This window comes from Dietzia sp. Alg238-R159 (assembly GCF_900537145.1).
GTDB classification, from domain to species: domain Bacteria; phylum Actinomycetota; class Actinomycetes; order Mycobacteriales; family Mycobacteriaceae; genus Dietzia; species Dietzia kunjamensis.
The window spans coordinates 734903-753444 of record NZ_UNRI01000001.1; the positions used below are offsets into that span (position 1 = coordinate 734903).

General features: G+C 71.0%; 17 protein-coding genes. 7 read left to right on the top strand and 10 right to left on the bottom strand.

Features of this window, described 5'->3' with window-relative positions; translation table 11 throughout:
- Position 1: 1 nt before the first annotated feature.
- Positions 2-1324, top strand: a complete 1323-nt coding sequence (locus tag G6R20_RS03450; protein WP_163375565.1) for an MlaD family protein — start codon at positions 2-4, stop codon at positions 1322-1324.
- 104 nt (positions 1325-1428) lie between these two features.
- On the opposite strand, the gene G6R20_RS03455 is transcribed toward G6R20_RS03450, so the two are convergent.
- The gene (locus G6R20_RS03455) at positions 1429-1923 is read right to left on the bottom strand and encodes a hypothetical protein (protein ID WP_163375566.1); all 495 of its coding nucleotides are present in this window, start codon (positions 1921-1923) and stop codon (positions 1429-1431) included.
- A gap of 41 nt (positions 1924-1964) precedes the next feature.
- Between G6R20_RS03455 and G6R20_RS03460 the strand changes: the two genes are divergently transcribed.
- Entirely contained in the window at positions 1965-2900 is a 936-nt protein-coding gene (locus G6R20_RS03460) for a hydroxymethylglutaryl-CoA lyase (RefSeq protein WP_163375567.1), read from the top strand.
- Between the two features lie 8 nt (positions 2901-2908).
- On the opposite strand, the gene G6R20_RS03465 is transcribed toward G6R20_RS03460, so the two are convergent.
- The 8 genes from G6R20_RS03465 to G6R20_RS03500 form a co-directional block, all read right to left on the bottom strand.
- Positions 2909-3541 carry a hypothetical protein gene (locus G6R20_RS03465; protein WP_163375568.1) on the bottom strand — a complete coding sequence of 211 codons (633 nt, stop codon included), beginning with the start codon at positions 3539-3541 and terminating at the stop codon, positions 2909-2911.
- Entirely contained in the window at positions 3531-4709 is a 1179-nt protein-coding gene (locus tag G6R20_RS03470; protein ID WP_163375725.1) for a CoA transferase, read from the bottom strand. The genes G6R20_RS03465 and G6R20_RS03470 overlap by 11 nt, the downstream gene beginning before the upstream one ends.
- A gap of 94 nt (positions 4710-4803) precedes the next feature.
- Positions 4804-6282 (bottom strand): aldehyde dehydrogenase family protein, encoded by a 1479-nt coding sequence (locus tag G6R20_RS03475; protein WP_163375569.1) that lies wholly within the window; start codon positions 6280-6282, stop codon positions 4804-4806.
- 90 nt (positions 6283-6372) lie between these two features.
- Positions 6373-7698, bottom strand: coding sequence for a homogentisate 1,2-dioxygenase (gene hmgA, locus G6R20_RS03480; RefSeq protein ID WP_163375570.1), 1326 nt, complete (start codon positions 7696-7698; stop codon positions 6373-6375).
- Positions 7695-8765, bottom strand: coding sequence for a lipocalin-like domain-containing protein (locus G6R20_RS03485; protein WP_163375571.1), 1071 nt, complete (start codon positions 8763-8765; stop codon positions 7695-7697). The genes hmgA and G6R20_RS03485 overlap by 4 nt, the downstream gene beginning before the upstream one ends.
- Positions 8766-8864: 99 nt before the next feature.
- Positions 8865-10187: an oxygenase MpaB family protein gene (locus G6R20_RS03490; RefSeq protein ID WP_163375572.1), complete on the bottom strand. Its 1323-nt coding sequence runs from the start codon at positions 10185-10187 to the stop codon at positions 8865-8867.
- A complete protein-coding gene (locus G6R20_RS03495; protein WP_163375573.1) occupies positions 10184-11350 on the bottom strand; it encodes an alpha/beta hydrolase in 1167 nt (388 codons plus the stop codon). Before G6R20_RS03495 ends, G6R20_RS03490 begins: the two co-directional genes overlap by 4 nt.
- A complete protein-coding gene (locus G6R20_RS03500; protein ID WP_240341247.1) occupies positions 11350-13287 on the bottom strand; it encodes a multicopper oxidase domain-containing protein in 1938 nt (645 codons plus the stop codon). Before G6R20_RS03500 ends, G6R20_RS03495 begins: the two co-directional genes overlap by 1 nt.
- Positions 13288-13388: 101 nt before the next feature.
- Between G6R20_RS03500 and G6R20_RS03505 the strand changes: the two genes are divergently transcribed.
- On the top strand, positions 13389-14231 hold the full coding sequence (locus G6R20_RS03505) for a lipase (protein ID WP_163375574.1): 843 nt from the start codon (positions 13389-13391) through the stop codon (positions 14229-14231).
- Between the two features lie 39 nt (positions 14232-14270).
- Entirely contained in the window at positions 14271-14861 is a 591-nt protein-coding gene (locus G6R20_RS03510) for a TetR/AcrR family transcriptional regulator (RefSeq protein WP_119192186.1), read from the top strand.
- 28 nt (positions 14862-14889) lie between these two features.
- Here the strand turns inward: G6R20_RS03510 and G6R20_RS03515 are convergent, their stop codons facing one another.
- A complete protein-coding gene (locus tag G6R20_RS03515; RefSeq protein WP_119192185.1) occupies positions 14890-15876 on the bottom strand; it encodes a diacylglycerol kinase family protein in 987 nt (328 codons plus the stop codon).
- A gap of 345 nt (positions 15877-16221) precedes the next feature.
- Here G6R20_RS03515 and rplJ point away from each other — a divergent pair, with 345 nt between their 5' ends.
- The 3 genes from rplJ to G6R20_RS03530 all read left to right on the top strand — a co-directional run bounded on the left by rplJ (position 16222) and on the right by G6R20_RS03530 (position 18497).
- Complete coding sequence (gene rplJ, locus G6R20_RS03520) at positions 16222-16734, top strand: 50S ribosomal protein L10 (protein WP_007631803.1); 513 nt, start codon at positions 16222-16224, stop codon at positions 16732-16734.
- Positions 16735-16793: 59 nt separating this feature from the next.
- Positions 16794-17180, top strand: coding sequence for a 50S ribosomal protein L7/L12 (gene rplL, locus G6R20_RS03525; RefSeq protein WP_007631805.1), 387 nt, complete (start codon positions 16794-16796; stop codon positions 17178-17180).
- Between the two features lie 216 nt (positions 17181-17396).
- Positions 17397-18497, top strand: a complete 1101-nt coding sequence (locus tag G6R20_RS03530) for an ATP-binding cassette domain-containing protein (RefSeq protein WP_096907023.1) — start codon at positions 17397-17399, stop codon at positions 18495-18497.
- Positions 18498-18542 lie beyond the last annotated feature (45 nt).

Genomic DNA, 18542 nt, shown 5'->3' on the forward strand with positions numbered 1-18542 from the left:
GATGAGCGGCGCCGACCGCACGATGGCGCTCAAGCTGCTGGCGTTCGTGCTCGTCGGCACCGTGGCGTTCGTGCTGGTGGTGTTCTCGTTCGCCCGCATCCCACAGCACCTCGGCTGGGGCCGCATGGAGGTCACGCTGGAGATGCGCGACGCGTCCGGGCTGTACCCACGGGCCAACGTCCTCTACCGCGGGGTCGAGGTGGGGCGCGTGCGTCACCTGGAGATGATCCCGGCCGGCGCGCGGGCGACGCTGCTGATCGACGGCGACGCGCGGATCCCCGCCGACGCGACGGCGTACGTCGGCGCGATGTCGGCGGTGGGGGAGCTCATCGTCGACCTGGTCCCCGAGACGCCCGGCGGCCCCCACCTCTCCGACGGCGACGTCATCAGCGCCGACCGGGTCCGCCTGCCGGTGTCGGTGTCCGAGACCGTGGACCTTCTCGAGGCCACCCTGGACTCGGTGGGCCCGGCGCGACTGACCTCACTCGTCGACGAGGCCTCGCGCGGCGTCGGCGGCGCGGGACGCGATCTGTCCTCCTCCGTCGACGCGCTCACCCTGCTGGCCGAGGGCGCCGGACGCGATCGCGAGCAGTGGGCGGCGTTGCTCCGGCAGACGGCGCCGCTGCTCGAGGCGCAGGCCGCGTCGTCGCCGGACGTGCGCGAGTGGGCCGCGGCGGTGGACCGCGTGGCGGGCGACGTGGCCGCCGCCGACCCGGCGCTGCGCGGGGTGATCGCCGGGGCGCCGGCCGCGGCGGGCGAGACGATCAGGGCCTTCCAGGAACTGTCGCCGACGTGGCCGCTGCTGCTGTCCAACCTGGTGACCGTCGAGCAGGTCGCGGCCGTGTACACGCCGTCGATCGAGCAGATCCTCGTGCTGTTCCCGGCCATCATGGACTCCACCCAGTCGGCCGCGCTGCCCAACTCCGGTGACGCGATGCCCGCACAGAACACCTTCTTCGTCAACAGCTACAACGACCCGCCGCCGTGCACCACGGGATTCCTGCCGGCCGACCAGCGGCGTTCGCCGACCGAGCTCGACGTGCCCGAGACGCCCCGCGACCTGTACTGCAAGGTGCCGGAGGACTCGCCCGTCGCGGTGCGGGGCGCCCGCAACATGCCGTGCATGGAGTACCCCGGGGTCCGTGCCGCCACGGTCACGCTGTGCCGGGAGAAGGCCGGGGCCGCGGGGGTCTCCGTGGTCGCCACGCCGCGCTCGTACGACCGGGGCACCGGTGTGTATCCCACCGCCGGCGCGGGGGTCTCGGCGTTCGACCGTCCGACCGGCCCGGTGGACGTCGGTGATCTGCTGTCCCCGCCCCGGTGAGCCGGCGTCGATGTCCGCGCCGGTGACGCCGACCCCGGTTGTACACGCCCCGGATGTGCGAGCCCCAGGTGCGACCCCCGCGGAGGAGCGCGCCGTCGCCGGGGTCAGCGCGGCGTGAACCCCGAGACAAGCCACCGGTCCCCGTCGCGGATCAGCCCCACCTCGACCACGGTCTGGAGTACATGGGGGATGCCGTCGGCGCCGATCGTGTGGCGGTCCAGAAAGACGACGACGAGCGCGTCGTCCCCGTCCAGCCCCGCGAGAGCCGAGCCCGCCGAACGCGCCGAGGAGGCCACCTGACCGGCGGTGCTGCGCGGCACGGTGACCTGCCGGCTCTGCTCGCGGAAGTGGTCGAGGAACGGCGGGGCCAGGAGTGGCTCGGCGGCGGCGAGGTCCTCGGCCACGGTCTCGGGCCGGTAGTCCAGGACCGCCAGCGAGGCGGCCTCCGCCGCGGCCACCGCACCGGCGGCCAGCCGCTGCCGTTCCGCGGCCCGTCGGTCGACCACGGTCAGGCCGACCGCGGCGACCGCCAGCACCACCAGCAGCACGACCAGGACGGTCCTGACCCGCGCGCGGCTCACCGTGCCGCCGACCGACATGTCAGGCCCCCCGCCGCACGCCGATACGGGAGGATGACCCCATGACCACGCACCCGATGAGTTCCGTCGCCGTCCGCGACGTCGCCCTGCGCGACGGGCTCCAGCTCACCGACGGCAGGCTGTCCACCACCTCCAAGGTCGAGCTCGTGCGGACCCTGCTCGGCCTCGGGGTCCCGGAGCTCGAGGTGGGGTCCATGGCCCGGCCGGACCTCGTCCCGGCACTGGCGGACACCCTCGACGTCGTCGGCGCCCTCGAGGAGTCCGACCGCGACCGCTGCTGGGTGTGGGTCGCGACCCCGGGCCACGTCCGCCGGGCCGCGGACGCCGGCGTCCGCCGGTTCCAGTACTGCCTGTCGGTGACCGACGAGCACAACACGGCCAACATCGGCCGCGACACCGCGACCAGCATGGACGCACTCCCGGAGGCCGTCGAGGCCGCCGCGGCGGTGGGCGGCACCGTCCAGCTCTGCCTGGCGACCACGTTCACCTGCCCGATCACCGGGCCGGTCGATCCGGCGCGCGTGCTCGAGCTGGTCGCCGACCCGCGCGGCGAGGGCACCGTCGACGTGGTGTTGGCAGACACCCTCGGCCAGGCGCACCCACGGCAGGTGGGCGACCTCGTCGCCGCCGCTGTCGAGCCGGCCGGTGACCGCCGGATCGTCTTCCACGGCCACGACACGTGGGGGATGGGCGTGGCCAACACCCTCGCCGCCGTGGACGCGGGAGCGCGCATGGTGGACGCGGCGCTCGGCGGCCTCGGGGGCTGCCCGTTCGCCCCCGGCGCGTCCGGGAACACGGCCACCGAGGACGTGCTGTTCGCCCTGCGCCCCGACTGGTTGGACCCCGGCCGGTTCCACGAGCTGGTCGCAGCATCCGATCGCATGCTGGGCGAGCTCGGCGAGGATTCGCGGTCGCGGGCCTCGGCCGGTGCGCACGGCAACGGCCGCGAGTTCGACTGGACCCTGCCCCGGGGCTGACCTCGCCCTCACACCGCCACCTCGGCCGAGGCCACAACGGCGCGGCCGTCCTCGATCACGGCCTCGATCCGCCAGCGCCACAGCCGCTCACCGGCACGGTCGCCCTCACCGGTGTCGTCGACGTCGTCGGCACCGGCATCGCCGCGCGCCTCGGATCCCGCGTGCGCGGCCTCGGTCCGCGTGTTGCTCACCTCGGACCGGACCGCCACCAGCAGGCGAGCCCGTGCGGGTTCGTCCCCGCTGTCGACGAGCCCACCGTCGAGGATGCCGCGGACGGCCACGTCCTGCTCGACCCCGGAAGCGACCACCCGCGCGCTGGAGCGCACCTCGTCGTCGTCGACAAGGCGTAGCACCTCCGCCCGTCGTCCGGTCACCTCCTCGCGGAACCGGCCGGTACCCAGGGCGGTGAGCCGATCCAGGGAGGCCTCGGCGTCGCCGGTGGACAGTGACGACAGCAGTACGGCGACCTCGGTGGCAGCGGAGGTCAGGCGCGCGCGGTCAGCGTCGGCGGCGCGGCGCGCCCACACCGACGACGTAGGCACGGCCACGGCGATCGCGGCGGCGAGCACCAGGGCCACCAGCAGCACGGTCGTCAGCGCCGGACGCCTCCCGGCCGCTCCGCGCGGCGGATCAGATGACACCGCGGGCGGCCAGGTCGGACAGGCGATCCGCGTCGATGCCGAGCAGGTCGCGGTAGACGGCGGCGTTGTCGAAGCCGGGCTCCGGCGTCCCACCGCGCCGGACCGAACCCGGGGTGTCGCCGAGGACGGGCACCACGCCGGGGCCGAGCACGGTGTCGTCGACGCCCGGCACGGTGTGCGGCACGATCATGTCGCGGGCGAGGAACTGCTCGTCGCGCACCACGTCCGCGACGGTGTTGACCGGGCCCACCACCACGCCGGCGGCCTCGAGGGTCTCGCGTATCTGCTCGGCGGTGCGCTCGGCGGCCCAGTCGGCGATGATCGCGTCGATCTCGTCCTGGTGCACCCCGCGCGCGGAGTGGTCGACGAAGCGGGGATCCTCCGCCAGGTCGGGACGCCCCATCGCGGCGCACAGCCGACGGAACACGGTGTCCTGGTTGGCGGCGATGATCACCCACGGCCCGTCGGCGGCGCGGTACAGGTTGGACGGCGCGATGCCCTCCAGTCGGGTTCCGGACGGGCCGCGCACGACCCCGGCGGCGTCATAGTCGGGGATCACCGACTCCTGCACCGCCAGGCACGACTCGGTCAGCGCGACGTCGACCACCTGGCCGCGGCCGGTGGTGGTGCGGGCCAGCAGCGCGGCGAGGATCCCCTGGACGGCGAACATGCCCCCGAGGGTGTCGCCGATCGACAGGGCCATGCGCGGCGGGGGCATGTCTGGGAAACCGTTGAGGTGTCGCAGGCCCGACACGCCCTCGGCGACTGAGGCGTACCCGGCGCGGGTGGCCTGCGGCCCGGTCTGCCCGTAGCCCGACACCCGCCCGATCACCAGACCCGGGTTGACCTCGTGCAGCCGGTCCGGGCCCAGCCCCCACTTCTCCAGCGTGCCGGGGCGGAAGTTCTCCACCATCACGTCGGCCCGGGCCACCAGGTCCAGGAAGAGCGCGGCGCCGTCCTCGCTGCGCAGGTCCAGGGTGACGGACTCCTTGTTGCGGGCGTGGACGGTCCAGAAGTGGCGACGACCGTCACGCTCGCCCTGGCCCCACGTGCGCAGCGGGTCCGGGCGCCCGGGATCCTCGATCTTGATGACCCGGGCGCCCATGTCCCCGAGGAGACGGCCGGCGAACGGCCCGGCGATGAGGGTGCCCAGTTCCAGCACGAGCATCCCGGCCAACGGGCCCGTCCGCGCCTGCTCCGCGTCCTGTTCGCCCACACCCTTTGTCACGTCCGGTGCCTCCTCGTCCCGCGGGTCGGTGTTCTCAGAACCCTAGGTGCACGGTCTTCTCCTCGGTGAAGGCCTCCAGGCCGCTCACCCCGAGCTCGCGCCCGATGCCGCTGGCCTCGCGGCCGCCCCAGGGCAGCGACGGGTCCGGCACGCCCCAGCCGTTGACCCAGACCGTACCCACCCGCAGCTGCGGGATCACCGAGTGCACGGTGGACAGGTCGCGCGAGAAGATGAACGCGTTGAGCCCGTAGGGGGTGTCATTGGCGATGCGCACGGCCTCGTCGGTGTCGGAGAAGGTGATGACCGTGGCAACGGGGCCGAAGATCTCCTCGCGGGCGATCGTCAGCGAGTTGTCGCCGCGGAACACGGTCGGCTCGATGAAGTAGCCGCGGTCGCCGACCCGGCCACCGCCCGTGACGAGGTCCGCGCCCTCCGCCCGGCCCGCGTCGATGTACCCCATGATCCGGTCGAACTGGCGCCGGCTGACGATCGTGCCCTGTGTGCTCGCGGGATCGAACGGGTCGCCCACCACCGAGGACCGCGCGAACTCCGCCAGTCCCTCGACCACCTGATCGGCGATCGACTCGTGCACCACCACGCGGGTGCCGGCCGCGCAGACCTGGCCCTGGTGGTAGAAATTGCCCATCGCGATCCACGGCATGGCCGACTCCAGGTCCGCGTCGCCGAAGACGAGCTGCGGGGCCTTGCCGCCCAGCTCGAGCGTGACCTTGCGGAACCTGTCCCCGGCCAGCATCTGGATCTGACGCCCCACGCGCGGGCTACCGGTGAAGGTGATCTTGTCCACGCCCGGGTGTGCGGCCAACGCGGCGCCGGCGGTCTCCCCGGTACCGGTGACCACGTTGAACACCCCGTCCGGCACTCCGGCCTCGGCGAGCAGATCGGCCAGGCGGAGCGGGGCCAGTGAGGCGTCCTCGGCGGGCTTGAGCACCACCGAACACCCGGCGGCGAGGGCCGGGGCGACCTTCCACGATGCCACCACGGTGGGGTTGTTCCACGGCGTGATCGCGCCGACCACCCCGAGGGGCTGGCGCAGGGTGAACCCGAACCGACGCTGGTCGCCGACGTTCGGCAGTTGCGCGCTCTGGCCGTAGATCTTGTCGGCGGAGCCGGCGTAGTGGCGGAACACCCCGGCGGCGGCGGGGATGTCCCCACCGACGGTGTGCAGGTAGAGCTTGCCCATCTCCGTGGTCTCGAGGGTGGACAGCTCGCCCGCGTGCTCCTCGATGAGGTCGGCGGCGCGCATGAGGATCCGCCCCCGTTCGGCACCGGGCATGCGCGACCACACCCCGGACTCGAACGACTCCCGGGCGGCGGCGACGGCCCGGTCCACGTCCACGGCGGTGCCGGCCGCGAGTCCGGTGATCCGCTCCTCGGTGGCCGGGTTGACCGCGTCGAGGGTCCCGCCGGCGGCGGGGGCGACGGCCCGGCCGCCGATGCGTAGCCCGGTGTCGGGGAGGGTCAGAGGTGCTACTTCGGGGAACGTCGCGGTCATTGCTTTACTCCTATAGAGGGTGGTGGTGGAACGAGGTGGTGGCGGGACGGGTGGGTCGGGGTGGTGACGACTTCGACGACGACGGCGAGGTCATCCGCGGCGGAAGCGACGCTCTATCCCGGTCCACGACGAGTCGTAGTCGGGTTGACGGTGGCCGGCGACCATGGCGGAGTCGGTCACCGCCAGGGCCAACCTGGTCTCGAACATGAAGGGCAGCGAGCCGGTGAGCTTCTGCGGCACCAGGTCCGCCTCGCCGGCCATCTCGAAGGTCTCGCGGTCGGCACCGTGCGCGGACCACTGGTTGTGCAGTGACGCCCCGCCCGGGACGAATCCCTCGGCCTTGGAGTCGTGGGAGCCGCGGACCAGCCCCATGAACTCGGACATCTGGTTGCGGTGGAAGTGCGGAGGCCGGTAGGTGTCCTCGGCCACGACCCAGCGGTCGCCGAACACCGCGAAGTCGGCATTCGCCTGCCCCTCGAACGGACCCGGTGAGGTCAGGACCGTGAACACGGACGGGTCCGGGTGATCCCACAGCGCGGTGTTGAGGGGGCAGAAGTCGTCGAGGTCGAACACGTACGCGGCGTGGTTGCCGTGCCAGGCCACCACGTCGAGCGGGGAGTGGTCCAGCTCGACCGACCACCAGCGACCCCCGAACCGCTGCCACAGCTCGACGGGGTCCTCACGGTCCTCGTACCAGGCGGTGGGGTAGCGGAAGTGGCGGGCGTCGGCCAGGCCGTTCGCGCCGATCGGGCCGAGGTCGGGCAGGGTCAGTGCGGCACCGTAGTTCTCCAGCACGTAACCCGAGGCGGTCTCACCGAGCAGGTCGACGCGGAACCGCACGCCCCGGCAGATCACGGCGAACTCGCCGGGGGAGACCACGAGCCGTCCGAACTCGGTGAGCAGCATGATCGGCCCGGCCTGCGGCACGATGAGCAGCTCGCCGTCGGCATCGACCATGTAGCGGTCGGTCATCGACGCCGAGGCCGCGTACCAGTGGATGCCCACGCCGGTGCGCTGTCCGACGTCGCCGCAGGTCCCGTAGGTCTGGATCCCGTCGAGGAAGTCGACCCCCGGGGCGGGCACCGGCGGCGGGTTCCAGCGCAGCCGGTTGGGGGAGGCGATCCCCGCGGCCGAGGGTGCGGCCTGCCAGCCGTCGAGCCCGGCGCGCCGGCGGAAGGCGGTGTGGGCGACCGACGGCCGGATGCGGTAGCTCCAGGTGCGGCGCGTGACCGCCCGCGGCTCTGTGAAGGCGGTGCCGGAGTGCTGCTCCGCGTAGAGGCCGAGGGGGGCGCGCTGCGGCGAGTTCTGGCGACGTGGCAGCGCGCCCGGTTCGGCCTCCGTCTGGTGGTGGCCGGCGAAACCGTGCAGGTAGTCGAGTCGCGGGACGCCCGAGGCTGAGGTGCTGTCGGGGCTCACGACAGCGCGACCATCTCGTGGAGGGTCTGTCCGGTGTGGGTCTCCTGCCTACCGTCGATGGTCACGGTGAGGTCGAAGTCGGAGCGGAACCGGAAGTATCCCGGGTGCCCGACGGCCTTCTTGACCAGCTTGTTCAGTGGCGGGCGACCCACCACCGGAACATCGGAGAGCAGATCGTGTGCGTGGACGATCTCCCGCACGGTGAGGGTGAGGTCGATCTTCCCCGGGACCTCGAGGCGCAGGAACGACGGGTACGAGCGGTCGGCGACGGCGTCGAACACCGCCGGCCCCTCGGTGATGTCCACCTCGCCCTCGGACAGCACGACCTCGCGCCCCCGGGCCACCATGATCGGCTGGGACCAGTGGGAGCCGTAGCGCCCGGTGGTCTGCACCATGGCGTAGACCAGAGAGATCTCGTCGGTGTAGAGGCGCCCCCAGTACCACTTGGAGATGATGCGCTTCATGTCCCCGACGCCCCAGTTGTGGTCGTGGTACCCGCGGCCGCTCACCTGCTCGGCACGGCCGTCGACGCTGACGGTGCCCTCGACCCGGGCCCGGGGCGCGCCCACGCACCAGGCGAAGTACTCCCGGTCCGTGTAACTGGTGCGGCCGCGACCGGGCATCCACGGCGGCACCTCCGCATGGAAGGTCAGGTCCACGCCGATGCCGTCCTGCTCGGCCTTCACCCGGTAGACGGGCAGACCGTCCACCTCGTCGACCAGGACCGCACTGTGGTGGGCGATCGCGACGTCGACCTTCTCGGTGGAGACGCTGAGCTCGGCGTCGGAGTGGTGTCGGTTGGACTCCCTCCGCTGACCGTCCGGGGAGTAGAGGTGGATCTCCACACCGGGTCGGCGCCGGACGAGCTCGCGGCTCTGCAGCATGACCACCACGATCCGGCCGTCGTCGAGGTGGGCGTCGAAGTACCAGTGCTCGAACGCCTGCTTGTCGGAGTCGAGGTGGGCGGCATTGTCCGCGGGCACCACGTCCGTGAGGTGACCGTCCCGGCGACCGGGACCGTTCCACGCCTCGACGATGTTCAGGGACGGGCCTTGCAGGAGGGTCATGGGGATCTCTCTCGGTCGGGGAGCAGGGGAGCAGGGGAATCGGTGGGCCGGGGCCGGCACCGGGGCCGGTTCGGGTCCGGTCGGCACCGGGCCACGGGATCAGCGCCGCAGGGCGCCGGAGGCATCGAATGCGGCCTCGCGGCCGGCCATCTGTGCGCGGTACCAGTTCTCGCGGTGCCAGCACATGACGCGCTCGTGCACCCGGCCGACGGGAGGCACCCGCCGGGCGAACTCGACGGCGGCGATGAGCGGGAACCGGGCCACCGGGATGAGCGCCCACGGCAGCGCGGCGGGCATCCGGTACTTCCGGCGTGTGCCCGGGGCCATGAACATCGCCGAGTAGACCGAGTTGATCCGGAAGTTGTAGTGCTCACGGAGGCGTTGCAGGCCGGTGTGGCCCTCGCGGGGTGCGAACGCCTGCGGGTAGGACTCGATGAGTTCGCGCCCGTGTCCCCCCGAGTCGTGGGAACGGGAGAGCATCGCCATCAGCAGCATGCGGACGCTGTCGGCGATGGTCTCCGGGTACCACCGCATCCGCACCCCGAGCAGGTGGCCCATGTACTTCTGGAAGTGGATCAGGGCCCGGATCTCGCGCAGGCTGGTCTGGTAGCCGAGCGCCCAGAGACCGAACCCCGGGGTGACGGAGCCGGCGATGAGCGTGAGCACCATGTAGGACTGGCTGATCGGCAGCCCCCACTTCTCGATGTCCCACTCTCCGTGCGAGGCGACCCGTGAGCGGACCGAGACGTGCATGACCCGGACCTTCATCGCCGTGGCCCGACCCTGCGAGCCGGGTCGGAGCAGCGCCCCCGGTTCGGACACGTCGATCCAGAACCGGCAGGTCTCGAGGAAGCGCCGTAGGGCGTTGTCCCCGGCGTACCCGCCCGCCAACGACAAGGGGGTGGCCACCGCCGACTCCGTGTAGATCTCCAGGGTCTCGGCGCCGGCGAAGCTGAACAGCATGGTCCCCCAGCGCCGCCAGATCCTGGCGCCCTCCTCGATCAGGGCCGGGTCGACCCAGTCCGGGACGGTCTCGAACTCCGCGAACAGCTCCCGCATGGAGTCCGGCACGTCGTCGAGCGAGTCGATGCCGTCCGCGAGGGCCCGGTCGAGCATCCGCCTGGTCTCCTCGGGCCCCGTCTCGCCGTGGTACACCTCGTCGACGAACCGCTCTGCGACGGGATCGCCGGAGAACAGGTCCTCGCAGACGGCGGCCGCCTGCTCGTCGGTGGGCAGGAGGTCGAACCCGGTCACCCTGAGTATCGCGGAGCGCAGGCGACGGAACGCGGGGTTCTCGCGGCCCTCCCAGTAGGCGAACCGGGTGGGGCAGCGGACGCCGTCGGGCACGGCGGCCCGGTCGGAGTGGATGCCGACCTCGTCGCCCACGTCGATGGTCACGGAGTCGTGGCTGGTTCTGGTCATGACAGTCCTTCCTCGTCCTGCGCGGTGTGGGGTGCGGGTGAGCGACCGAGCCTTCCGTCCATCCACCCGAGGAGCCCGGCGATGACACGGTCGAGGCCGTCCGGCTGGTCGACCAGGTAGTGGTTGAGGTGGCGCATCTCCACCAACTCGACCTCGGGGTCCGCCGAACAGGCGGCCATGAGCCGGGAGTCCTCGGCGAACGCGGCCTGGTCGCCGAGCAGACTCACGACGAGGGTCGGTTCCGTGATGCGGGGCAGGTCGGAGAGGGCGTCGGCGGCGGTGTGTTCCGGGCTCCAGGTACTCAGCCAGCTGCGGGCGGTGACGAAGCGGGCGAGCCCGCCGGCCGCGGTGTTGGCCGCCTTCGGATCGCCGTACATCGATCCCGCCTCGCGATCGCTGGGATCCAGGGTGAGGTCGAGGAAGCGGGGGTCGGCAGTGGTCCGGTGGACCACGAACCCGCGGTCGGATCCGCCGTCCTTCTCGAGACGCGCGAGGGCCTCGACGGCCCGTCGGTCGATCCGGCGCATCCGCTCCGCCTGCGCCGCGCGGTAGCGCGCCACCCATTCCGGGTCGAACGGCGCGGTGCGGCCGGGGGCGAACAGGTCCAGCTCCGGGTCCACCGACCAGGGGTCGTCCTCATCGGTCACCGCCGGGTCGATCCAGTGACTCAGGACCCGTGCCCGGCCGGGGTGCGCACCGACCAGCATCAGCGCGTCGGCGGCCTCGACGCCGTCGGCGCGCGACTGGTGGAACGTCGCCAGTGAGCCCCCGCCGGAGAAGCCCAAGAGGACGATCTCCTCGAAACCCAGCTCCTCACGCATCCACCGGATGCCGGTGCCCAGGTCCGCCGCCGCCCGCTCCATGAGCAGTGCGGGTTCGTTGTTGGCGTACCGGGTGTTGAGGCCCATCGCGGGCTGGCCCGCCCGTGCGAGGGCGGCGAGCAGGAAATGGCTGAGGAAGTTCGACGCCGGGTGGCACATGATGACTCCACGGCGACGGGAGGATCCCGGGAGCTCCACGAGGTTGGCGTGCAGTGTCGGGTAGTGGCGCGACAGTCCGGAGTGCATCTCGATCCGGCCGTCGGTGGCCGGTTGATAGGGGATCCGTTGGAAGTGGTCGACGGGCCGGCTCTGGCTCTCGGTGGGAGTGGTCTCGGCTGGCATCAGGTCACCGTCCTGTAGCGGAGCATCATGTCGTGGTCCTCGTGGTCGAGGATGTGGCAGTGCCAGACGTATCCCTGCAGCGTGTCCTTGCGGTGGTGGGCTGCCGGGGGAGCGACGGACCCGATGTAATCGCCTCCGAGGCGGTCAACCCGCGGTTCCGCTCCGTGGGCGTGCACGTTTCCGTGTCCCCCGGCCTCGTGTCCGCCGAGGGACACCGCTGCCGGGAAGGTCGCGTCGGGGTCGAATCCGAGGTCGTCGGCGGTCGGGAAGTGGACCAGGACCCTGGTCACGGAGTTGGGGTCGGCGATGACGGTGTCCTTCATCCCCGTCTCCCACGGCTCGGGCGCACGGACGGGTCCCACCACGAAGGGATCGGGGTCCGGTGTCCACTTGATCCCGGTGGGAGGTTGGGGCTGCCGCAGACACATCGCGATGGTGTCGACCGCCTGGCGGGACAGCACCCGGAAGTGCACCAGGTGGATATGGATCGGGTGCGGATCCGGGGTGGCGTTGACGATGTTCCACATCTCCACCGACCCCTGGCGTGGCATCTCGATCTGCTCACTGGACCACCGCAGGTTGTTCAGACTCATCATCGACGGTGGAATCCGAATGTCGCTGGGCTGGCTCAGAGAGACGTTGCGCACCGCCGGTGCGCGGGTGACCGGCGCGAGTGCCGGGGGCTGGCCGGTGCCGCCGCGCAGGGTCGACGGGACGGGTCCCGTGTGGCCCCTGGCGTTCGTGGCCCGGAACCGCATGAGACTCCCGAGCTTCACCGCTCCGATCTGGGCGGCCTGGGGAGCGGCCTCCTCCGAATTGAGCAGCTCCACGGTCTCGCCTGGCGCGAGACCCGAGAAATCGACGAGCACGTCCGCCCGTTCACCCGGGCCCAGCCGGAATCCGTCCACCCTGGCGGGCGCGGCGAGCAGGCCGCCCTCCATCCCGATCACCCACATGGCCAGCGGCCGGGACAGGTGCAGCATCCAGTTGCTGAACGATGCGGCGTTGACCATGCGCAGCCGGTAGAGCCCGCGGGCGACCTCCGCACTCGGCCAGATCACCCCGTTGACCAGTCCGACGTCGCCCACCGCCCCGCCTTCCCAGTGCCCTTCCGGGACGATCGGGGTGGAGCGCATGGACGCCGCGCCGTCCGGGCGGACGATCTTCTCCTGCAGGACGAGCGGGATCTCGAACTCGCCGGCGGGCAGTCCCAGCGGATTGTCGGGACGTCCGGTGTCGAACCGGTCGCGTAGGAGGTAGCCGCCCGCGAGACCGCCGTAGACGTTGAGGCGGGTGATGGCCATGGCGTGGTCGTGGTACCAGAGCCCGGCCGCCTCCTGCCGGTTGTCGAAGTGGTGGACGTGGCCCTGCCCGGGGAGGGACGACTGCTCCGGGTGGCCATCGCTGGCGGGCTCGGTGACCCCGCCGTGCAGGTGTAGCGACGTGGGTACCCGGGTACGCACCGACTCCGACAGTCCGTGCAGGCTCGCGTCGATGTCCGCGGCGTGTGGGTGGGCTGAGATCTCATTGCGGTAGGTCAGCGTCGTCCGCACTCCGGCGTGTGCCTCGATCACCGGACCCAGGTAACCGGCCGCGCCGTAACCCAGGGTCATCGTCGGCGGGAGATCCCGGTGGAACCGGTGGGTGCCCGTCCGTGCGGCGAGCTCTAACGACTCACCCCGCAGGACATCCGGGCGTGGGAGCTCGTCCACGTAGGCCTCGAGGGCGGGCGAGTGGAACAACAGCGGGCTCGGGCCGCGCGAACCCGCGCCGAGCGAACCCGGGCCGACCTGCGCGCGGGTGGCGGATGCGCCGACCAGTCCCGTGCCCGCCACCCCGGCTGCGGTGCCGAGTAATCGCCGCCGCGTCACCACGGGCCCCCGAGCGCCGCCACCGAACCCGACCATGAGACCTCCCGTTGCTATGACGCGAGTCACAGTACCCTACGGTATGGTTTGGAGGCGGGGTTCACCGAGCGACCGGGGGAGAGATGGCCCGACGGGACATGAGCCGACTCCTGAGGGTGATAACCGTGTGCGTGGCACTGCTTCACGCGGGGTCACCACCGGCGACGGCGGACACGGCGACAATGGGGCGCCGGGCGTGCACGGGCCCCGAGGTGCTACTGGTCCACGACCTGGCGGGGACAGCAGGGGACTGGGACCTGCTCGCCGATGACCTCCGGTCGGCCGGGTGGTGCCCCGTCGCCGTCGACTGGGGACGCCCCCGGCCGGGTGACGTCCCGCTCCCCGTCGGAGGTCTGACCGGCGTGGACGCGGCAGCGGTCGACCTCGCCCGCGACAGGGGTTGGATATCCGCGAGCGCCGATGCGGATGCTGGCGCGGCCGTGCCCGTTCCCGGGATCGCCACCGCGCCGTCGCAGGAGCCTGTGGCGGTGGTGGCCAAGGGGGTCGGCGGACTCGTGGCCCAGCGCGCCGTCCAACTCGCCGTCGGACGCACCGGCCGGGCCGAGCCGCCGATCAGTGCCCTGGTCACGGTGGGGCCGGTGTGGAACGGAACCAACGTGCTGGGGATCGCCGACGTCGAGAACCTCAGCCGCGCACTGGGGACCTACGACGCGGTCCTCGCCTGGGAACGCACCTGGATGGACCCGATCTGCGAGGGGTGTCGGGAGGCCGTACGTGGCTCGGACCTGCTGGTCCGGCTCCACGCGGACGGCCTCCGGACGCGCGGGGTGGTCTATACCGACATCGTCTCGACGGTCGACCTGCTCGTGCACCCACCGCTGGAACAGTCCCCGCCCGGCACGGAGGTGCGGGTCGTCCGGCCGTTCGCGGGCGGCCGGCCCGTGTGGCACGGCGAGCTCGGGCGGGACCCGGACTCACGCGGTCTGGTCGTGGAGGCTCTGGGTCCGACGTAGGCTGACGACGATGACGACACGACACGGTGCGGCGGGCCGATGACCCAGGGGTCGACGTGGTCCGCCCGGCCGACCGGTCCGCGCACGGGGCGCCTCTCGGCGGAGGACTGGGCCCGCGCCGGGTTGGACCTGCTCATGACCGAGGGCAGGTCCGCGGTCAAGATCAGCAGACTGTGCGCCGACTTCGGCGTCACGAAGGGTAGCTTCTACTGGCATTTCGCCGACTTCGACGCGCTCATGGCCGCCATCGCCAGGCTCTACTTCTCGCAGGAGATGGACGCCGCCCGTGGTCTGGTCACCATGGAGGAGATGCCACCCGACGCACGGCTGGAGACCATGAGCGCGATGCTCGTGGAATCCCGCGCCTGGGAGGGGGAGGCCGCGATCCGCGAATGGGCCAGGGCGGACGAGACCGTCGCCGAGGCGGTTGCCGAACTGGACCAACGCATCCTGCGGGTGGTCCACGACGCGTTCGTCGAACTCGGGTTCTCCGAACGGGGGGCGAGGATCCGCGCCGGCGTCTTGGTGTACGCCGGCATCGGGTTCGTCTACGGGCGCTCAGCGCTGCCCGTGCCCACCGTGGAGGAGATCCACGACGTGCTGGCGCTGCTGGTGAAGCCCGAGACCTGACCTCCGGGGCCAGGTCGGGGAGCGCGGGTCAGACCGCCACCCGGACCGTGAGCCCCCTCCGCTTGATCCGCGCCGAGAACTCGGTCACGGTGCCGCAGTCCTCGCCGTCGATCTGGAACGCGGCCGGTTTCTCCAACACGCGGGCGGTGATCCTCACGCCCTGGCGGAAATCCAGTGGCCGGGTCCGATGCTCTTCTTTCCCGCTCTCCGGGGTGGAGTTCCTCCGCAGTATCGGCTTGAGCCGGTGCTGGAACGTGTGATGGGCCAGCACCGCACCCGCCTGCGCCCACCCGAGAGGGCCCTTGGCGCGCAGAGCGAGAACGTCCAGGAGTCCGTCGTCGATGACGGCGTCGGGCAACAGCACCATCCCCGCCTGCAGCATCCCGCAGTTGGCCACCAGGAGGGTGCGCGCGCGGGTCTGGATCGGCGATCCGTCGTCGAGGGCGTACTCGACCCGGATCCGGTGGCCGCGCAACAGCGTGTTGGCGAACGCGCCGACGTACGCGAGCCAGCCCACCCGTGCCTTCAGTTTGTCGTCGGTGCCCGCGATCATGTCGGCGTCCATCCCGGCGCCGAGCATCACGAGGAACACGTCATCGTGGGACACGCCGTCGCCGTCGGTGTAGTGGACCTCGCCGAGGTCGATCGCGCGGCTCCGACCGCTCATGGCGACACGCAACGCACGGTCGACATCGTCCAACGGGACGTCGAGGTTGCGGGCGAGCAGGTTCCCGGTTCCCAGGGGGACGACTCCCATCGGCACCGAGGTGCCGAGCAGGCCCTGCGCCACCGACCGTACGGTGCCGTCGCCGCCGCACGCGATCACCAGTCCGACACCGTCGGCGGCCGCCCGTGCCGCCTGACCGGTGCCCGGGTCCTCCTCGGTGGTCTCGTAGAAGACGGGATCCGTCCACCCGTGCCTGGACGCCCGCTCCTCGGCGAGGCGGCGGACCTCGTCGATTCCGACCTTGGTGGGGTTGTAGACGACGGCGAGGCGAGACGGGGCTGGGGACACCGCACCAATGTGTCAGAAAGCCGACCGGCCCGCCATTCGTCGCCCCCGGGCGGATTTGGTATGCGACGGCGGCCGCCTATATCCTTGGGTCCGAAGTTTGAACGCCTGGGAGCTCTGCTCTCGGGCACCTGATCAAGTTTCACCGAAGACCGCAGGTCGCCGCTCCCGCCGGGGGTGGTCGAAGGGTCCGGGAGCGCCCGGACGGCCCGCGCAGGAGAACACCGGTCAGCGTCGGATGTGCCGTGGGTCCCCAGGGGCCCGTGCCAGCTCCTCCACGCCCCGTGCCACCTGCGCACGGGGCGTTCGTGTTTTCTCGGGCGAGATGATGCAGAAAGGAGGCGAAACATGGCAAAGCCCGCAAAGGTCCAGGCCGTCGAGGAGATCAAGCAGCACTTCCAGAACTCCACGACCGCCGTGGTCACCGAGTACCGCGGACTCTCCGTCCCGCAGGTCACCGAACTGCGCAAGACGCTGGGTGACGCGGCCACGTACACCGTGGCCAAGAACACCCTGGTCAAGCGTGCGGCTGAGGAAGCCGGAGTCGAGGGTCTCGATGACCTCCTGTCCGGTCCCACCGCCATCGCGTTCGTCACCGGTGAGGTCGTGGACGCCGCCAAGGCGCTCAAGAACTTCGCCAAGGACAACAAGGCGCTCGTCATCAAGGGCGGTGTCATGGACGGCTCACCGCTGTCCGCCACCGAACTCGACAAGATCGCCGATCTCGAGTCCCGCGAGGTCCTGCTCGCGAAGATGGCCGGTGCCCTCAAGGGTAACCAGACCAAGGCCGCCGGCCTGTTCAACGCGCCCGCTTCGCAGCTGGCACGTCTGTTCGCGGCGCTCGAGGACAAGAAGAACTGATAACCCCACATGCTTCCGGGCCGTCTGACGGCACCGGGACCAACAGAAAGGACGCCACCATGGCGAAGCTCAGCAACGACGAGCTGCTCGAGGCCTTCAAGGAGATGACTCTTCTGGAGCTCTCCGAGTTCGTGAAGCTCTTCGAGGACACCTTCGAGGTCACCGCGGCCGCTCCGGTCGCCGTCGCCGCTGCCGGCGCCCCGGCTGCCGGTGGCGAGGCCGCCGCCGAGCAGGACGAGTTCGATGTCGTCCTCGAGTCGGCCGGCGACAAGAAGATCGGCGTCATCAAGGTCGTGCGCGAGCTCGTGTCGGGCCTGGGCCTCAAGGAGGCCAAGGATCTCGTCGAGTCCGCCCCCAAGGCGATCGTCGAGAAGGTCGACAAGGAGGCCGCCGAGGCCGCCAAGACCAAGCTCGAGGAGGCCGGCGCGACGGTCACCCTCAAGTGATCTGACGCACCACCGCTTCACCAGGGACGGCCCGGCGATATCGCCGGGCCGTCCCTGTCCCATTTGCGTTCCACTCGCGCCATTTCCCCACGCCCGCCTGCTCTCCGGCTGCGGTAGCGGAACACTTTTGGTCGGGATGTAACAAAGCACGCCTCCGGAGCGGTAGTTTACAGTGACCGTGGCCACAGATCAGGGCCGCAGTGAGGAGTGGTTGACGTGGGTGTCGAGGTTTCCGTCGAGGGTCTGACCAAGTCCTTCGGTTCGCAGAAGATCTGGGAGGACGTCACGTTCACCCTTCCCGAGGGCGAGGTCAGTGCGCTGCTCGGTCCGTCGGGTACCGGCAAGTCGGTGTTCCTCAAGTCCCTTATCGGGCTGCTGCGCCCGGAGCGCGGCAAGATCATCATCGACGGCACCGACATCCTGCAGTGCACCGCCAAGGAGCTCTACGAGATCCGCAAGCTGTTCGGCGTCCTGTTCCAGGACGGCGCACTGTTCGGGTCCATGGACCTCTACGACAACGTCGCGTTCCCGCTGCGCGAGCACACGAAGAAGTCGGAGAGTGAGATCCGTGACATCGTCATGGAGAAGCTCGAGCTCACCGGTCTCACCGGGGCGGAGGGCAAACTGCCCGGCGAGATATCCGGCGGTATGCGTAAGCGCGCAGGCCTGGCCCGCGCCCTGGTGCTGGACCCGGAGATCATCCTCGTCGACGAGCCCGACTCGGGTCTCGACCCGGTCCGCACCACCTACCTGGCTCAGCTGCTCATCGACATCAACGCCCAGATCGACGCGACGATCCTCATCGTCACGCACAACATCAACCTCGCCCGCACCGTGCCGGACAACCTCGGAATGCTCTACCGCAAGAAGCTCGTGATGTTCGGACCCCGCGAGGTGCTGCTCACCAGCGAGGAACCGTCCGTCCGCCAGTTCCTGCGCGGCTCCAAGCTCGGTCCCATCGGTATGTCCGAGGAGAAGGACGACGCGCAGATGCGCGAGGAGATGAAGCATGCGGAGGCCGGGCACAACGACGGATCCCCGGGCGAGGACGAGCTCAAGGGAGTGCCGCCGCAGATGCAGCCGACTCCGGGCAGCCCGGAGCGCAAGGGTGAGGTCCGGCGTGAGGAGAGGGTGGCCGAGATGCTCGACACGCTGCCGGAGGGTGCGCAGCAGGCCATCCGCGAGGAATGGGCCTCTCGCGGTCACGGCAACGGTAAGGTCGCCGCGTCGGCGCCTGCAGGGGCCACCTCGTCGCAGTCGGACGCGGGCTCCAACTCGTCCGGAGTGGACGAGCACTACGGGTCCGACGAGAACTGACGCGTCGACCGAACCGGGGGGATTTGATGGCGGAGAGTACGACCC

Excerpts from the sequence above, each read along its gene's own strand:
- G6R20_RS03450 (WP_163375565.1), top strand. The coding sequence starts at position 2 with ATGAGCGGCGCCGACCGCACGATGGCGCTCAAGCTGCTGGCGTTCGTG.
- G6R20_RS03455 (WP_163375566.1), bottom strand. The coding sequence starts at position 1,923 with ATGTCGGTCGGCGGCACGGTGAGCCGCGCGCGGGTCAGGACCGTCCTG.
- G6R20_RS03460 (WP_163375567.1), top strand. The coding sequence starts at position 1,965 with ATGACCACGCACCCGATGAGTTCCGTCGCCGTCCGCGACGTCGCCCTG.
- G6R20_RS03470 (WP_163375725.1), bottom strand. The coding sequence starts at position 4,709 with ATGCTCGTGCTGGAACTGGGCACCCTCATCGCCGGGCCGTTCGCCGGC.
- G6R20_RS03475 (WP_163375569.1), bottom strand. The coding sequence starts at position 6,282 with ATGACCGCGACGTTCCCCGAAGTAGCACCTCTGACCCTCCCCGACACC.
- G6R20_RS03485 (WP_163375571.1), bottom strand. The coding sequence starts at position 8,765 with ATGACCCTCCTGCAAGGCCCGTCCCTGAACATCGTCGAGGCGTGGAAC.
- G6R20_RS03490 (WP_163375572.1), bottom strand. The coding sequence starts at position 10,187 with ATGACCAGAACCAGCCACGACTCCGTGACCATCGACGTGGGCGACGAG.
- G6R20_RS03495 (WP_163375573.1), bottom strand. The coding sequence starts at position 11,350 with ATGCCAGCCGAGACCACTCCCACCGAGAGCCAGAGCCGGCCCGTCGAC.
- G6R20_RS03510 (WP_119192186.1), top strand. The coding sequence starts at position 14,271 with ATGACCCAGGGGTCGACGTGGTCCGCCCGGCCGACCGGTCCGCGCACG.
- rplJ (WP_007631803.1), top strand. The coding sequence starts at position 16,222 with ATGGCAAAGCCCGCAAAGGTCCAGGCCGTCGAGGAGATCAAGCAGCAC.
- rplL (WP_007631805.1), top strand. The coding sequence starts at position 16,794 with ATGGCGAAGCTCAGCAACGACGAGCTGCTCGAGGCCTTCAAGGAGATG.